This window comes from Neptuniibacter caesariensis (genome assembly GCF_000153345.1).
Classification (GTDB): domain Bacteria; phylum Pseudomonadota; class Gammaproteobacteria; order Pseudomonadales; family Balneatricaceae; genus Neptuniibacter; species Neptuniibacter caesariensis.
Map to the genome: position 1 here is coordinate 248,845 of NZ_CH724127.1, position 14,835 is coordinate 263,679.

Sequence of the window (14,835 nt, forward strand, 5' to 3'; positions counted from 1 at the left end):
TTCGATTAAGCCCGCTCTCTAGCGGGCTTTTTTATTTCTATTTTGCTGCTGATCGTAGTGGGCTTTAGTTTCGTATATGATAATGATAATAGTTAATAAATAATCGAAACCCCTGTTTATAAGTTGGCTCAGTAAGGGATTGAAAGTGAAAAAACTCTACACCTGGCATTATATATTTAGTGTTGCGCAGGAGCATCGAAGTGAGTTGGCCAAGGCAAATATCATCGCATTATTAGCGGCGATAGCTTCGGTTCCTCTGCCTCTGTTTATGCCATTACTTGTAGATGAAGTGCTACTAGATCAGCCGGGTTCTATTGTTAATACGGTAAATCAGTACATCCCGGATGCTTGGCAGTCACCCACGCTGTATATAGGCACAATACTACTTTTCACGATTGTGTTACGCGTAACTGCGTTGATGTTGAATGTCTGGCAAGCCAGACAATTTACAATTATCTCTAAGGATGTGACTTACCGAATACGTGAAGGCTTACTGGGACGGTTACAGCGTATTTCTATGTCAGAGTACGAAACCCTTGGCAGTGGCACCGTCGCATCACATTTTGTGACCGATCTGGATACGATTGATCGTTTTCTGGGAAGCTCTCTTAGTCGTTTATTAATTGCGTTCCTATCGATACTGGGTACAGCGGTCATCTTATTGTGGATGCATTGGCAGTTAGCGCTGTTTATTTTGTTCCTCAACCCCGTCGTGATCTACTTCACTACCCGTATTGCTAAACAGGTTAAGCACCTGAAAGGTAAAGAGAATAAAGCCTTCGAGTTATTCCAGTCGGCGTTAACAGAGACGTTAGAAAGTATCCAACAGATAAGGGCGTGTAACAGAGAGCAGCATTACGTATCACAATTAGTAGCAGGTGCCAGGGATGTAAGAGATCGTTCTAGTGCGTTTGAGTGGAAAAGCGATGCCGCTAACCGGTTTAGTTTTGTTGTCTTTATGATCGGTGTGGATCTGTTCCGCGCGCTGTCCATGCTGATGGTTGTTTTCTCAGACCTTTCAATAGGGGAAATGATGGCGGTGTTTGGCTATCTTTGGTTCATGATGGGGCCTGTTCAGGAAATATTGGGAATACAGTACAGCTATTTCGGCGCTAAAGCTGCCTTGAACAGGATCAATGAGCTGATGAATCTGCGCGAAGAACCTGAATATCCCGCCCTTAAAGACCCATTTTCGAATAAGCCCACAGTATCGGTAAGAATGGAAAATATCCATTTTGGTTATCTGGAAGATCAGGAAATACTCAAAGGGGTAAGCCTTGATATTCCTGCCGGGCAGAAAATTGCACTGGTAGGTGCCAGCGGAGGGGGTAAGTCCACGATGGTTCAGGTGTTATTAGGTCTTTACACCCCCACTCAGGGTGAGGTGTATTTTGATGATATTTCTGTGAAACAGATAGGTCTACCCAAGGTTAGGCAGCATGTTGCAACAGTTTTGCAACAACCTTCGTTGTTTAATGGCACTGTTCGCAGCAACCTGCAAATGGGTCAAGACTTTTCCGAGTCTGAACTTTGGAATGCACTGGGCGTCGCTCAGTTGAAGTCCTTTGTTGAATCCCTGGAAAACGGTTTGGATACAAGGGTGGGGAGACAGGGGATAAGACTGTCTGGAGGGCAGCGTCAGCGTCTTGCAATAGCCAGGATGGTGCTGACCGATCCTAAAGTGGTAATTCTGGATGAAGCGACATCAGCGCTGGATTCAGAAACTGAATTTACCTTACACCAGGCATTACAGACGTTTCTCGAAGGAAGGACAACAATTATTGTGGCCCACCGTTTGAGTGCGGTTAAGCAGGCTGATCATGTCTATGTATTTGAAGATGGGCGTATATGCGAGCAGGGAAATCATGACAACCTAATCAATGGCAGCGGTTTATATGCGCGCTTATATGGTGAATATCAGTAGGGCCTGTCCAGAGGCCTTATATGCGTAATCAGTTTCAATGGCGAGAGGGCAATAAAGTTGACCTTTTAGTCGATGGTGAAGCCTTCTTTCCTGTGATGTTGGATGAGATTAAAAAATCCAGACACAGTCTGCTTCTGGAATTTTATTTCGTAACATCAGGTGTTATCGCAGATAAATTCATAGTTGAGCTTATCTCTGCTGCCCAGCGGGGTGTGATGGTTAAGCTGATTGTCGATGGTTTTGGTTCCTACCGTTTTTCTAGCGCAGATAGATCTCGCCTTGAAAAGGTGGGTGCGCAAATCGTCACTTACAATCCTCTCCATCTCAGTAAGCTGACTCGTAACTTTGCCAGAGACCATCGTAAGCTTCTGGTCGTTGATCAGCGAATCGCGTTCATCGGGGGTACAGGCTTAAGCGATGTATACTGGTTGTCAGAAGAACAAGGTTGTCCGTGGCATGAAATAATGGCTCGGGTAGAAGGACCCGCCGTCACTGATCTGGTCAATATGTACAATCAGTTATGGCAACGTTGTACGGCTCAGGTACTATCCCCTGGCGGTACGCTGGAGTATCGAGGTGACTCCCGAGTTAGAGTGAGAACGGTTCAGGGACTATACCAGCAGGATATCAAAGGCAGTTTTCTGAACCGGGTTAACAGTGCGCAGGATAAAGTCTGGCTAATGACCGCGTACTTTCTTCCCTCATTTTCTATGCGCTATGCCTTAAGGCGTGCGGCAAAAAGAGGGGTGGATGTAAGATTGATTATTGCCGGTCCTTATACGGACCAACCTTGGGTTTTCCATGCATCGAAGCGCTATTACTCGAGATTGCTAAAGGCTGGAGTAAAAATTTATGAGTATCAGCCCCGTTTTTTGCACGCTAAAATGTCAGTGGTAGATGATTGGGGCACGATGGGTTCTTGTAACCTTGATCACTGGAATCTTCGTTGGAATCTTGAAGCTAATATTGAACTGGAAGATTCTGATTTTGTCCGACAGATGACGCAGGTATTTTATGACGACTTGCATCATTGTCAGGAAGTTATTCCCGCAGTTTGGTCATGTAGACCCTGGCATCGTCGATTAAAGGAAGCAATATGGGCATGGATCAGCCATCTGGTGCTCAAGATCAGATAGTAAGGAGAGTTACTATGAAAAAAACATCTATCATTGTGGCAGTCTTGTGCACCTCAATGTTAACGGGTTGTGTAAACAGCTTAAGCGGAAATACCTATTCACGAAGCGAAGCACGTCAGATTCAACAGGTACAATACGGGGTGGTTCAGTCTGCTGTGCCTGTTGTGCTTGAAGGCACTTCTGGCATTGTCGGTGGTGCTACCGGTGCTGTTGTAGGTGGTATTGCAGCCAGCAATATTGGTGGTGGTCGTGGTAAAGATATAGCGACCGTTCTTGGCGCTGTTGCAGGTGGAATCGCAGGTAAGCAGGTAGAAGAGACTGTGACACGTTCGCAGGGGCAGGAGATTACTGTTCGTCTGGATAACGGCAATCTGGTTTCGATCGTTCAGGAAGTAGGAGAAGGTCCTCTCTTCCGAGCCGGTGATCGTGTTCGCGTGCTAAATGGTAATGGCACTGCTCGCGTTACTTACTAATTTATAGCTAAGCTTAGTTTCAAGCCCTTCTTTATGAAGGGCTTTTATTTTGGATCATTTGGTCAAAAAATCTTCCTTTTCATAGGGGTAACTACTTACTTTATTTTTGAATAAATGTTAATAATGTTGCCTGCCTATTATTTGTACTGTGTAAAAGGAAGGATGCATGTCACTTACATTTGCCTTTGATGTATACGGAACGCTCATAAACACCCATGGTTTAGTTACTGAGCTAGAGAAAACTGTGGGTGATCACGCTAAGGCTTTTTCTCAGATGTGGCGGGATAAACAGCTAGAGTACTCTTTCCGTAAAGGCTTAATGGACAGATATGAGCAGTTTAGCGTTTGTACCCAGCAAGCATTGGACTATACCTGTCAGTTTTTTCAGGTGGAAATGAGTGATATACAGAAAAATGCTTTGCTGATTTCATACGGCAAGCTTCCCGTGTTTGAAGATGTGAAACTTGGGTTAGAAAATCTATCGGATCATCATCTGTTTGCCTTTTCTAATGGTGCCGCTGGTGCTGTTGATAATCTGTTGGGCAACGCAGGGATCCGCCAAGCTTTCCAAGATATTATCAGTGTGGATGAGATACAGACGTTTAAACCTAACCCGGAAACTTATGCGCATTTTCTGAAGCGTACGAATGCTAAAGCAGACAGAACCTGGCTGATCTCCAGTAATCCCTTTGATGTGATTGGCGCGAAAAGCGCTGGTTTTAATACTGCATGGGTTCAGCGCGATGCCAAGGCCATTTTTGATCCCTGGGGGGTAGAGCCTGATTTGATTGTTGCTTCCTTGCCGGAGTTGGCAGAGAGGATTAATTAAAAGAAAGGGGAAGTTTAAAGCCCGGCAGGCCGGGCTCTAAGCGAATAAACTTATTTCTCGGGCGCATGGAAGAACAGGTAAAGATCGACCAGAAGCTCCGGTATTTGTGAGCACATCTCGGCACAGAGCTTTTCATCGTCACGGATTTTGTTGATGTCATCCTCATCGAAAAGATCAGATGCCACCATTACTGGCAGTAGCATTTCAGCCACTTCCTCTTCCGATTTACTGCCAAACCACAGCTCTTCCTGATTGAAAACGCCTTCCATAAAGGCTTGTGACCACCATGCCAATGGAGAGATATCTTCATCGTCTTCAGCATCGAGAGAGAGTTCACAAGGGAGTTCAATCTCGCCGTCGCTATAAAGGTTTGCGCCGATGCTCTGATGAAAACGCTTCAGCAGACCCATAATTTCCTTCTGTTGTTCTTCAGAAGTCCAGTTAGGCGTACCGTCAAATACCAGTTCCATCCAGGTTTCTTCAGCAATTGGGGATGGGCTGATATTAAGCGCACAAAACAAACCGTGAACACCAACCAGATCCAGACAATCTTCAGAAACCTGATCTGAGTATAAGAAGTCGTCTAGCTGATCTAATTCGGCATCGGTTAATGCATTAGCAGTGGTGAGTGTCATGAATTTATTCCATATAGGTTTAAGCCCATGATTTTAGCCTGCTTCCATTCAATTAGCAGTATTTTTATCAGCTAATTCAAGTGACAAGCTCCTTGGGTTTCTGGATAATCCTGCGCATGAATCAACGCGCCCTACAGATCCTGCAAGACGTCTTCGGATATGATCAATTCCGAGAGCCTCAGGCAGAGGTAATCGAAAGTCTATTGCATGGTCATGACGCGCTTGTTGTTGTGCCTACAGGAGGCGGCAAGTCCCTCTGTTACCAACTCCCCGCCCTGTTAAGAACGGGTACTGCAATCGTTATCTCTCCGTTAATTGCACTTATGCAGGATCAGGTAACGGCACTGTCTCAGTGGGGGATCAGAGCGGGTTGCCTCAATTCCAGTATGGACTTCTCCTTGATTGCTGAAACCGAGCATCAACTCAGAAGTGGACAACTCGACCTACTTTATATCGCCCCAGAGCGGTTATTACAGCCTCGAACATTGAGTTTGTTAGAAGGTTCTTCATTAGCCTTGTTTGCGATTGATGAGGCGCATTGTGTTTCTCAATGGGGGCATGATTTTCGGCCTGAATATCTGCAATTGAGTCAATTGGCGAACCGATTCCCGTCAGTGCCGCGTATAGCATTAACCGCAACAGCAGACAGTAGAACTCAGACTGAGATTGTTGAAAGGCTTGAATTACGCGAACCGCATCTGTTTATTCAGGGATTTGACCGACCCAATATTCGTTACCGTATCGGACAAAAAGACAGCGCTAAGAAACAGCTGTTAAAGTTTCTTCAGGATGAGCACCCAAAAGATTCGGGGATTATTTACTGTTTGTCACGTAAAAGGGTAGAGGATACCGCCCAGTGGCTCTGTGATCAGGGCTTTAATGCCTTGCCATATCATGCCGGGCTCCCTGCGGACTTACGAAGCCATCATCAACACCGTTTTCTTAATGAAGAGAACATCATCATGGTAGCAACCATAGCTTTCGGTATGGGCATTGATAAGCCGAATGTCCGCTATGTAGCCCATCTGGATCTGCCTAAAAGTATCGAGGCCTATTACCAGGAAACAGGTAGGGCTGGACGAGATGGACAGCCTGCAGATGCCTGGATGGTATATGGCCTGCAAGATGTTATGTTTCTTCGCCAGATGCTCGAGAGCTCGCAGGCTGCGGATGAGCAAAAAGCGATAGAGCGGCAAAAGCTCGAAGCGATGCTGGGTTTGTGTGAGATAACTAGCTGTCGTCGTCAGGTGCTACTCAGTTACTTCGGTGAAAAAGAGCATCAGCCATGCGGAAACTGTGATACCTGTCTTGAACCGGTCCCTGTTTGGGATGGTACTGAAGCGGCTCGAAAGGCCTTATCAGCAGTATATCGTTCCGGGCAACGTTTTGGTGTGAATCATGTGGTCGATGTGTTGATGGGGAAACCCAATGAGAAGACAGATCGTTTTGCTCACCATAAGCTCTCAACCTGGGGCATAGGCAAGGATCTGGATAAAAACCAGTGGCGCTCTGTTTTCCGTCAGTTGGTTGCCAGAGGAATGCTAGGGGTGAATGTTGACCAGCATGGGGTGCTTCATCTAACCGATAAATGTCGCCCGCTTCTCAGGGGTGAAGAGAAGATCCAACTGCGTAAAGATCAACGTAAGTCGGTTGCGTACACTAAGAACCAGGTTCCACAGAGTAAGCTTGAAGCTGCAGAATATGCATTGTGGAATGACCTTAAGGCTGAGCGGAAGAAGCTGGCAGATGAGCAGGGTGTTCCTCCGTATGTGATTTTCCATGATGCCACCCTCATGGAGATGGTTATGTACCGCCCGCAAACTGCCGATCAGTTTAAGCGCCTGAACGGGGTGGGGGAGCGCAAACTTGATCTCTACGGTTCTGACTTCTTAGCTGTTATTGAAGCTCATGAAGAGGGGAAGGACAGTGATGTTGCTACCCAGGCACAGGAATCGGTAGCCTTGTATCAAGCGGGCATGACAGTCGCACAAGTGGCTCGGCAACAACACTTATCTGAAAATGCTATTTATGCGCACCTGGCCCAATACATCCAGAAAGGTGAGCTGTCTGTACATGACGTGGTTGAACTTCCAGCAACTGAATTTAGTCATATTGAACAGGTGATTCTGGAGACTCAGCAAGAGTTTGGGCAGGCGCTGAAACCGGTTCATGATGCCTTAGCGGGTGTTTATGAGATGGGAGTCTTACGCTGCATTAAGGCTGGTATGGAGCAGGCATGAGTGAGGAGCTCAGCCTAACCAGTTTATTTCTCAGCGGTTTTATTTCAGCGACGTTGCTGCCGGGCGGCTCCGAAGTGCTTTTAGCCTGGCAACTAAACGAAGGCATTCATGATCCCTGGTTGCTTTGGGGATCGGTTACAGCGGGCAATACGTTGGGTGGTATTGTGACTTTTCTAATGGGCTGGGCGATTGCTCACTATTACCCGATGAGGGAATTTACTAAACCCCGTCAGTTGCAAGCTAAAGCCTGGTTGGAGAAATACGGAGCTTTTGCTTTGTTGCTTTCCTGGTTGCCTTTGATAGGTGATCCACTCTGTCTGGTGGCAGGCTGGGTCAAAACCCGTTTCCTTTTAAGCCTTCTAATGATTACACTTGGAAAAGCGATACGTTATCTTCTGATTATCGGTCTTTTCTGAGGTCACTCAATATGGCGGTACGCAGTATCTGGAGCAAGTTGCGACTGTTTATACTGGTACTTCTCTTGCTCGTGGTCAGTCTGAATACTTACTTATCTAAAGTAAGAACGACCGATTGGAATGACACCCTCTGGATTGTAATCTACCCGATCAACGCTGATGAGCGTGCTGATACGCAGGTCTATCTGGATGTTCTGCAACCTGAACATTTTGAAGAGATAGAGCACTTTTTTGTCCGTGAGGCTGAACGTTACGGTGTTGTTGATGTTAAGCCTGTCGAAGTAAAGCTTGCGCCACCTGTTGTCGCACAGCCCCCTAAGCCTCCTCGCAATCCAAGTATCCTTGATAGTGTCATCTGGAGCCTGAGTCTACGTTATTGGGGATGGAAGAATGATAGCTGGGAGGGTGTAGACCCCGATATCAAGATTTATTTGCGGCTTTTCTCACCGAAAAATCGTCAGGTTCTCGAGCACTCTTTAGGCTTGCAGAAAGGTATGATTGGTGTGGTTAATGGCTTTGCCAGTATTGATTATCAGGCTCAGAACAACTTTGTTACTGTCCACGAAATCCTGCACACGCTGGGGGCGAGTGATAAATACCGGCTGGAAACTAACCAGCCGATATGGCCTGAGGGCTATGCTGATCCGCACCAGGCACCGTTATTGCCTCAATATCGAGCAGAGGTGATGGGCGGCCGGGTTCCCCAGACAACTTCGTTTTCACTGATACCAAATAGCCTGGAGCAGGTCGTAGTCGGCCCGGAAACCGCGGCAGAGATTAACTGGATTCAGCTACCTTAAGGCTTCTGCGCCGCATTTAGCGCTTTCATGATATCTGTTTCCAGCTCCTCAAGAATAGCCTGGGCAGGGCTGTTGGGTTTGAGCTGGCTGGGTCGAAGCAGCAGAACGTCTGTCGTTCCCCCTTTATGGAGTAGTGTGACCGATAAAGGGCAGAGTGCAGCCATCTCCGGATCTTTATTTACAACCTGATTAACATACCATGGGTTACAGAAAACCAGACTGCGGATCTCTTCGTAGCCATTACGGTTATAATCTTCACCCCAGCGTTCTTTAAAGTTGGAAAGGGATCTGCCGATGTTTGGCTCCAGGATAACGTAGAAACGGTGCTCTTCAAGAGACTGGCTGACCCAATCATAGTGGTCTTCGAATGCGCCTTTCATCGTGATTTTTGCAACAGGTGAAGCATGCACAGCAAAGCAGAAAAGCAGTATTAATCCGCCCAGGAGTGATCTGATCAATCTATTCATATTGCTTCCTTTCACCTCTCGCTATTTCGTTAGAATAGTGCTGTTTTTACACGAATAGATTTCAGTGTATCAGGTCCAGCCATGATGTATAATTCCTGCTCCTAAATTGAGCGTAACGTCATGACCACAAGCACTACCCCTGAAAGCCAAACATCATCTCTCACCGAAGCCGAAATTGCCGAGCAAAAGAAGCAGAAAACGCGTCTGAATAAATTGCAGAAGCGTCTGCGCCGCGAAATGGGTCGTGCGATTCAGGACTTCAATATGATTGAAGAGGGTGACAAGGTCATGGTTTGCCTGTCAGGAGGCAAAGATTCTTACGCTATGCTCGATATCCTGATGAACTTACAGCGCAGCGCGCCGGTTAATTTCGAACTGGTAGCGGTGAATCTGGATCAGAAGCAACCAGGCTTCCCGGAAGATGTTTTACCTGCTTATCTGGAATCTATTGGTGTACCGTTCCATATTCTGGAGCGCGATACTTATTCAGTGGTCAAAGAGGTGGTGCCAGAAGGGAAAACCACCTGTGCCTTGTGCTCCAGATTACGCCGTGGATCCCTGTATGGATTTGCTGAAGAGATTGGCGCGAATAAAATTGCGCTGGGCCACCACCGTGATGACATTCTGGAAACCCTGTTCCTGAATATGTTCTATGGTGGAAAGCTAAAATCCATGCCGCCTAAACTGGTTTCTGATGATGGCAAGAACATGGTGATCAGGCCGCTGGCATACTCCAGAGAGAAAGATATAGCCGCTTTTGCCGAACTGAAAGGGTTTCCGATCATTCCTTGTAACCTTTGTGGCTCTCAGGAGAATCTGCAGCGCCAGGTGATTAAAGAGATGCTTCAGGACTGGGATCGTCGTTTCCCTGGGCGGATTGAAACGATGTTCCGCTCTCTTCAACATGTTGTCCCATCGCATCTTGCAGATACTGCGCTGTTTGACTTTAAAGGTCTGCAGCATGGTTTCCCACATGGTATTGCGCCAGATAGTGCTCAGGCGGCTAACCTGGAGAAACCCGTCGACCCTTCAGAAGCGGTGCAAAGCTTTAATCCGCAAAAGATCGATGTGTTGTCACTGTAAGCTGGTTTGATTCCTTTCATAGTTTACATGGCGGAATTTGCCGGATCTTTGTCATTGCTGACATAAGTGAATCAAGAGATACTCTGAAGTAACCGACTTTGGAGTAACTTTGTGAAGACTGTTGCTGTTTACGCCCATCCTGACTGCCAGATCCTTGATGTTACGGGGCCTTTGCAGGTGTTTGCTTCGGCGAATACTGCTTTGGCGCGTGATGCTTACGAGATCCTGATTCTGGGCCCGCATAAGGATACACCGGTACGGACCAATTCCGGTATGCGGCTATTACCTGATTACGGCTATGACGAAGCACCCGAGCTGGATACCCTATTGATTGCCGGTGGTCGGGGTATTTCGGAACAATTGAAAAATGATGTTCTACTCGCCTGGCTTAAAGCACAAGAGCGAAATGTACGACGTTTAGGTTCAGTCTGTAGTGGCGCTTTTTTACTGGCCGAAGCCGGGCTGCTTAAGGGAAAGAAAGTAGCGACCCATTGGCGCTGTAGCCAGTTACTTGCCAAAGAGTACGATGGGCTGGAAGTAGATGACGATGCGATCTGGATTAAGCAGGGCCATCTCTTTACTTCAGCGGGTGTTACTTCAGGTATCGACTTGGCACTGGCTTTGGTGGAAGAGGATTACGGGCACCGCATCGCCATGGAAGTCGCCAGGGAGCTGGTGGTATTTATGAAGCGTCCAGGAGGGCAGTCACAATACAGTATCCAGCTTCAGGCGCAGGAAAAAGCCACAGGTGCCGTTGCCAAAGTAGTCGCTTATATAGAAATGAATTTGGCAAATGACCTGAGCTTGGCACGGTTATGCGAGGTAGGTTGTATCAGTGAAAGGCACCTCTTTCGTCTTTTCAAAAACATCTTTGACCTTTCTCCCGCAGCCTATGTTGAGAACTGTCGACTGAACCTTGCTCAGCAACTGGTGGTAGAAGGGCAATTAAACTTACAAAACATCGCTGAAAGGTCAGGGTTTTATACTGCGGATAACTTAAGGCGTGTTTTTGTTCGTCGTTTAGGGATCAATCCCAGTGAATATAAACGACGTTTTGGTAGTAGTATTCAGGAGTCTTCATTATGAGCAGGAATGTTTTTCTTCTTTCTGGATGTCAGGCATTGCTGACTACTGGGAATATTCTCTTAGTATCAGTAGTGGCTTTGATTGGCCAGAGTCTGTCAGCAGACCCCGCCCTGACGACGTTTCCAGTGGCCACACAGTTTATTGGATTGATGCTGGCAACAATACCTGCTTCACTCATCATGCGCAGAATTGGGCGTAAGAACGGTTTTTATCTTGGTAACTCGGTAGGAATTCTTGGCGCAATCGTGTGCATTCAGGCCTTAAATTGGCAACAGTTTTATCTGTTTTCTTTTGGTACTTTCTTGTTAGGGATTGGAATTGGCTTCGGAACTTTATACCGTTTTGCTGCTGTAGAAGTTTGTCCGGAAGAGCAGCGTAGCAAAGCAATCTCTTTTGTGATGGCAGGTGGTGTCATCGCTGCGGTAATCGGCCCTCAACTGGCAATTATTAGTCAGGATATACTCGGCGAAGCTGAGTTTATGGGGGCATTTTTCGGCCTGTTGATTCTCTATACTATTGCACTTGTCATGTTGTTCTTTACGCATATCCCTCACGCAGGTGCAGACGTAGATGGAGAGCAGCGGCCTCTGTTAAGCATTCTCGCCCAGCCGAAGTTTATTGTAGCGGCGATTGTCGGCATGGTGAGCTATGTAGTCATGAATCTGTTGATGACCGCGACACCGCTTGCAATGGCTCGTTGTGGGTTTAGCTTTTCTCAGGCTGCACATGTGATTGAATGGCACGTCTTAGGTATGTTCGTACCTTCGTTCTTTACCGGTAGCCTGATCAGCCGCTTTGGGCTTAATCGGGTAATGTATGCTGGCTCGTTGTTTATGCTGGGCTGTATTGGCATCAACTTGATGGGCGTATCAGAGTGGCACTTCTGGACCGCACTACTATTCTTGGGAATAGGCTGGAACTTTATGTTTATCAGCGCTACCCAGTTGGTCACAACTGCGTATCGACCTGCTGAGAAGGCTAAATCTCAGGCTGCAAATGAGTTTATTGTATTTAGCATGGTGACGGTTTCGGCGCTGTCATCGGGCTGGATGGAAGCTGCGTTGGGGTGGCAAGCGATGAACTGGATTGTATTGCCGCTGATTATTTGGGCAATCGGGGTGATCTACTTTGTTGGTGCTAAAGAGCAGTTGAAGCAAGCGGCGTAAATAGGAAGGGTAGATGGTCCCTAAGTTCTTAACGGTATATAGCGAATTACCGGTCCAGATTGAGATGGATATGGAGCGTTCTCCTCTAGCTGTTGGAGTGGCCAGCATCTGTGATTCAAATGTGCACAGGCATACAGCTCAGGATTCTGCGTCAATATCTCAGCTTATTAATACTACGCCTTTTTCAGGCCAGAATGCTCAGGTCCTGGGGCTTGCGTTTTATATGGATGAAATGCCCCTTGAAGCTGGTGATATCCAGCCTTATTTTCGGCCTCAAAGAGGGCTACCTTGTTTGTTCTCTATGAATGGTGAAGTGCCGGGTATCGAGGATAATGAGCGATATCCTATAGGGGACCAATGGCCACTTAGTTGTATGCCGCAGGAACGGGCTTTCTGTTTATTACAGGAACGAATTCGCAAGCTTTGGAGTGAAGGCTGGCCAGATCCTGAGATGCGTCTGGCGCTTGTGTCTGATTATGCAGGAAGATTAAACCGGCTTAGTTCGCATAGTTTTATTCACTGGGACGGTGAAATGCTTTTTGCTTACTCTGCAACTGAAACAGAGCACGAGCCAATCGCCTTTATTGAGTATGAGGAAAGGGTCACAGAGCTGAAAGGTGAGGTTTGTTTGAAAATAGGTGCAGATGAACCATGTAGAAGATTAGTGATAGGCAGTCAGTCGCTATTACCTGCGGAAGCTCAAGTGATTGGTCTGGGTTCAACTTTATGTTTTCGTCAGGGGGAACTCGTTGAGCGTTGTGATCCGGTTGATTTCTGGACTGGATTAGAGGAGTAAACCGGGCAATTAGTCTAACTTTACAGTTTGTTTGATTTGGATTTATGAATTTTCCTTCATTTACTCGTAAAGTCGTCTACTTTTAAAGTAATAATCGTTAGTTGTGCTGATGTTTGGGATTTCCTAATGCACTCTTGTTACTGATTATTTTGTTTGAAATTTACATAGACGATCAGTTGTGGATGTTGACCTATACATGGAATCTAAAGTCGTACCGCTCTCTCTGGAACCAAAGATGAAAATCTCCGAAACAGTCGATCAGGCGATGCTGATGCAGATGTTTGACAGAATTGCATTGCCTACCTTTGTTTTGGATAAAGACCATACCGTTATTCACTGGAATTCCGCACTGGAAGCGCTTAGTGGTTTTAATCGAGCTGATATGATTGGAACCCGTGATCACTGGAAGCCTTTCTACTCAAGTAATCGTCCTTGTCTTGCGGACCTTATTCTACAAGGCGGTAAAGATCAGGATGTGAAGCACTATTACACCAATAAATGTACCCGATCTGAACTGATTGAAGATGCTTATGAAGGTGAGGATTATTTCCCGGATTGTGGTGAGGAGGGAGCTTGGTTGCACTTCACTGCTGCCGGAATATACAGCTCATCAGGAGAGATGATTGGTGCGATTGAAACTCTGGAGAATATCAGTGCACGGAAGAAGGCAGAATTTGAGTTACTTGAGCGAGAAAGGGTTTATAAAGAACTAAGTATCACGGACAGCCTGACGGGCCTGCATAACTCAAGGCATTTCTATAACCAGCTTGAAGATGCTCTTGAAACAGCTCGACGTTATCACCATCCATTCACCCTCTGTTTCTTTGATCTGGATGATTTTAAAAAGCTCAATGACAACCATGGTCACCTGACAGGAGACAAGGTTTTGGAAACTTTTGGTACCCTGGTTCGATCTTCGTTGCGTACCCTGGATAGTGGTTATCGATATGGTGGCGAGGAGTTTGCTATTTTACTGCCTTCAACCGATGTGGAGGGCGCATCAGTTGTTGCGGAACGCGTCCGTGAAAGCCTGCAGAATTATCAGTTTGTTCTGGAAGGTGGCGAAAAATTGCAGGCCAGTGTGAGTATAGGAATCACAAGTTTCAAAAACGGTGATAATGTTCAGGCACTGATGCACAGAGCAGATTCGGCGCTTTATGAAGCAAAGCGTAAGGGGAAAAATTGCGTGGTTTCAATTTAGCCTTTATTGGCATCAGTGTTTATGTCGATTAGTCTTTAAACCTACCTTACTCTATGTAATGATCTGCCCTCAACTTTGAGGATAGATATGAAAAGTTTTCTTTTTTCTACTGATAATGACCGTGGTGGTGTAATTCTCTGTGATATCGACACACTTCCTGAAGCGGTTGAATACCTGAAGCAGCGTTTTAAAGGTGTTGTTCGTGTAGAGCAAGGAAGAGATTATTGGTCCGAAGAGGAAGGTTTTGGCAGTTTACCCGTGCCAGATGAGATCCCTGGCGATCAAGCGGGTCAAGCCGGTTCCGCTGATCTAGCCCGCTAATGCTCATGCAACTTCCAGTTCAATCTGTGTTTTAAGTGCTTCGATCTCTTTTAGCCTTAAGGTGTAATCCTGTTGTTCTTGTTCATTCGAGCGAATGGGTAACTTGAATTTCAGCTCGGCCTCAGTGAATTCGTCTTCAACTCGTATTACTTCGATGCATTGGATAGGGTACATACTTAGCCTCACTTGGCGAGTCGTTTTAAATGGAACGCCTATTCTATAAATCGATGTTGCATCCTTGTTACAGCGAGAAATTATTTTT

The 14,835-nt window shown here is 46.4% G+C and carries 16 protein-coding genes; 13 read left to right on the forward strand and 3 right to left on the reverse strand.

Translation table 11 applies throughout. The features are described 5' to 3' along the window. The first annotated feature begins 145 nt into the window (after positions 1-145). From MED92_RS15000 to MED92_RS15015, 4 genes are all read left to right on the forward strand, one after another. A complete protein-coding gene (locus tag MED92_RS15000) occupies positions 146-1,924 on the forward strand; it encodes an ABC transporter ATP-binding protein (protein ID WP_007022418.1) in 1,779 nt (592 codons plus the stop codon). A gap of 20 nt (positions 1,925-1,944) precedes the next feature. After that, positions 1,945-3,060 (forward strand): phospholipase D-like domain-containing protein, encoded by a 1,116-nt coding sequence (locus MED92_RS15005; protein WP_007022419.1) that lies wholly within the window; start codon positions 1,945-1,947, stop codon positions 3,058-3,060. A gap of 14 nt (positions 3,061-3,074) precedes the next feature. After that, entirely contained in the window at positions 3,075-3,533 is a 459-nt protein-coding gene (locus tag MED92_RS15010) for an outer membrane lipoprotein (protein WP_007022420.1), read from the forward strand. Between the two features lie 166 nt (positions 3,534-3,699). Next, a complete protein-coding gene (locus MED92_RS15015; RefSeq protein ID WP_007022421.1) occupies positions 3,700-4,362 on the forward strand; it encodes a haloacid dehalogenase type II in 663 nt (220 codons plus the stop codon). A 50-nt stretch (positions 4,363-4,412) separates the two neighbouring features. On the opposite strand, the gene MED92_RS15020 is transcribed toward MED92_RS15015, so the two are convergent. After that, the gene (locus MED92_RS15020; protein WP_007022422.1) at positions 4,413-4,997 is read right to left on the reverse strand and encodes a YecA/YgfB family protein; all 585 of its coding nucleotides are present in this window, start codon (positions 4,995-4,997) and stop codon (positions 4,413-4,415) included. A 116-nt stretch (positions 4,998-5,113) separates the two neighbouring features. On the opposite strand from MED92_RS15020, the gene recQ reads away from it, so the two are divergent. The 3 genes from recQ to MED92_RS15035 are packed head-to-tail and all read left to right on the forward strand — an operon-like array spanning position 5,114 to position 8,453. Beyond that, entirely contained in the window at positions 5,114-7,237 is a 2,124-nt protein-coding gene (gene recQ, locus MED92_RS15025) for a DNA helicase RecQ (RefSeq protein ID WP_007022423.1), read from the forward strand. Then, positions 7,234-7,653 (forward strand): YqaA family protein, encoded by a 420-nt coding sequence (locus tag MED92_RS15030; RefSeq protein WP_007022424.1) that lies wholly within the window; start codon positions 7,234-7,236, stop codon positions 7,651-7,653. Before recQ ends, MED92_RS15030 begins: the two co-directional genes overlap by 4 nt. An 11-nt stretch (positions 7,654-7,664) precedes the next feature. Next, the gene (locus tag MED92_RS15035) at positions 7,665-8,453 is read left to right on the forward strand and encodes a hypothetical protein (RefSeq protein WP_007022425.1); all 789 of its coding nucleotides are present in this window, start codon (positions 7,665-7,667) and stop codon (positions 8,451-8,453) included. Here the strand turns inward: MED92_RS15035 and MED92_RS15040 are convergent. Continuing rightward, positions 8,450-8,920 (reverse strand): DUF302 domain-containing protein, encoded by a 471-nt coding sequence (locus tag MED92_RS15040; protein WP_007022426.1) that lies wholly within the window; start codon positions 8,918-8,920, stop codon positions 8,450-8,452. The genes MED92_RS15035 and MED92_RS15040 overlap by 4 nt on opposite strands. A gap of 120 nt (positions 8,921-9,040) precedes the next feature. On the opposite strand from MED92_RS15040, the gene ttcA reads away from it, so the two are divergent. The 6 genes from ttcA (at position 9,041) to MED92_RS15070 (ending at position 14,573) form a co-directional block, all read left to right on the forward strand. Beyond that, positions 9,041-10,003, forward strand: a complete 963-nt coding sequence (gene ttcA / locus MED92_RS15045; RefSeq protein WP_007022427.1) for a tRNA 2-thiocytidine(32) synthetase TtcA — start codon at positions 9,041-9,043, stop codon at positions 10,001-10,003. Positions 10,004-10,114: 111 nt separating this feature from the next. After that, a complete protein-coding gene (locus MED92_RS15050; protein WP_007022428.1) occupies positions 10,115-11,089 on the forward strand; it encodes a GlxA family transcriptional regulator in 975 nt (324 codons plus the stop codon). Then, complete coding sequence (locus MED92_RS15055) at positions 11,086-12,255, forward strand: MFS transporter (protein WP_007022429.1); 1,170 nt, start codon at positions 11,086-11,088, stop codon at positions 12,253-12,255. Before MED92_RS15050 ends, MED92_RS15055 begins: the two co-directional genes overlap by 4 nt. Before the next feature lie 13 nt (positions 12,256-12,268). Then, entirely contained in the window at positions 12,269-13,051 is a 783-nt protein-coding gene (locus tag MED92_RS15060) for a class II glutamine amidotransferase (RefSeq protein ID WP_007022430.1), read from the forward strand. A gap of 235 nt (positions 13,052-13,286) precedes the next feature. Continuing rightward, on the forward strand, positions 13,287-14,252 hold the full coding sequence (locus tag MED92_RS15065) for a sensor domain-containing diguanylate cyclase (protein ID WP_162010873.1): 966 nt from the start codon (positions 13,287-13,289) through the stop codon (positions 14,250-14,252). A gap of 87 nt (positions 14,253-14,339) precedes the next feature. Beyond that, the gene (locus tag MED92_RS15070) at positions 14,340-14,573 is read left to right on the forward strand and encodes a hypothetical protein (RefSeq protein ID WP_007022432.1); all 234 of its coding nucleotides are present in this window, start codon (positions 14,340-14,342) and stop codon (positions 14,571-14,573) included. 3 nt (positions 14,574-14,576) lie between these two features. Here MED92_RS15070 and MED92_RS19040 read toward each other — a convergent pair whose 3' ends face one another. Continuing rightward, the gene (locus MED92_RS19040; protein ID WP_007022433.1) at positions 14,577-14,747 is read right to left on the reverse strand and encodes a hypothetical protein; all 171 of its coding nucleotides are present in this window, start codon (positions 14,745-14,747) and stop codon (positions 14,577-14,579) included. Positions 14,748-14,835: the final 88 nt, after the last annotated feature.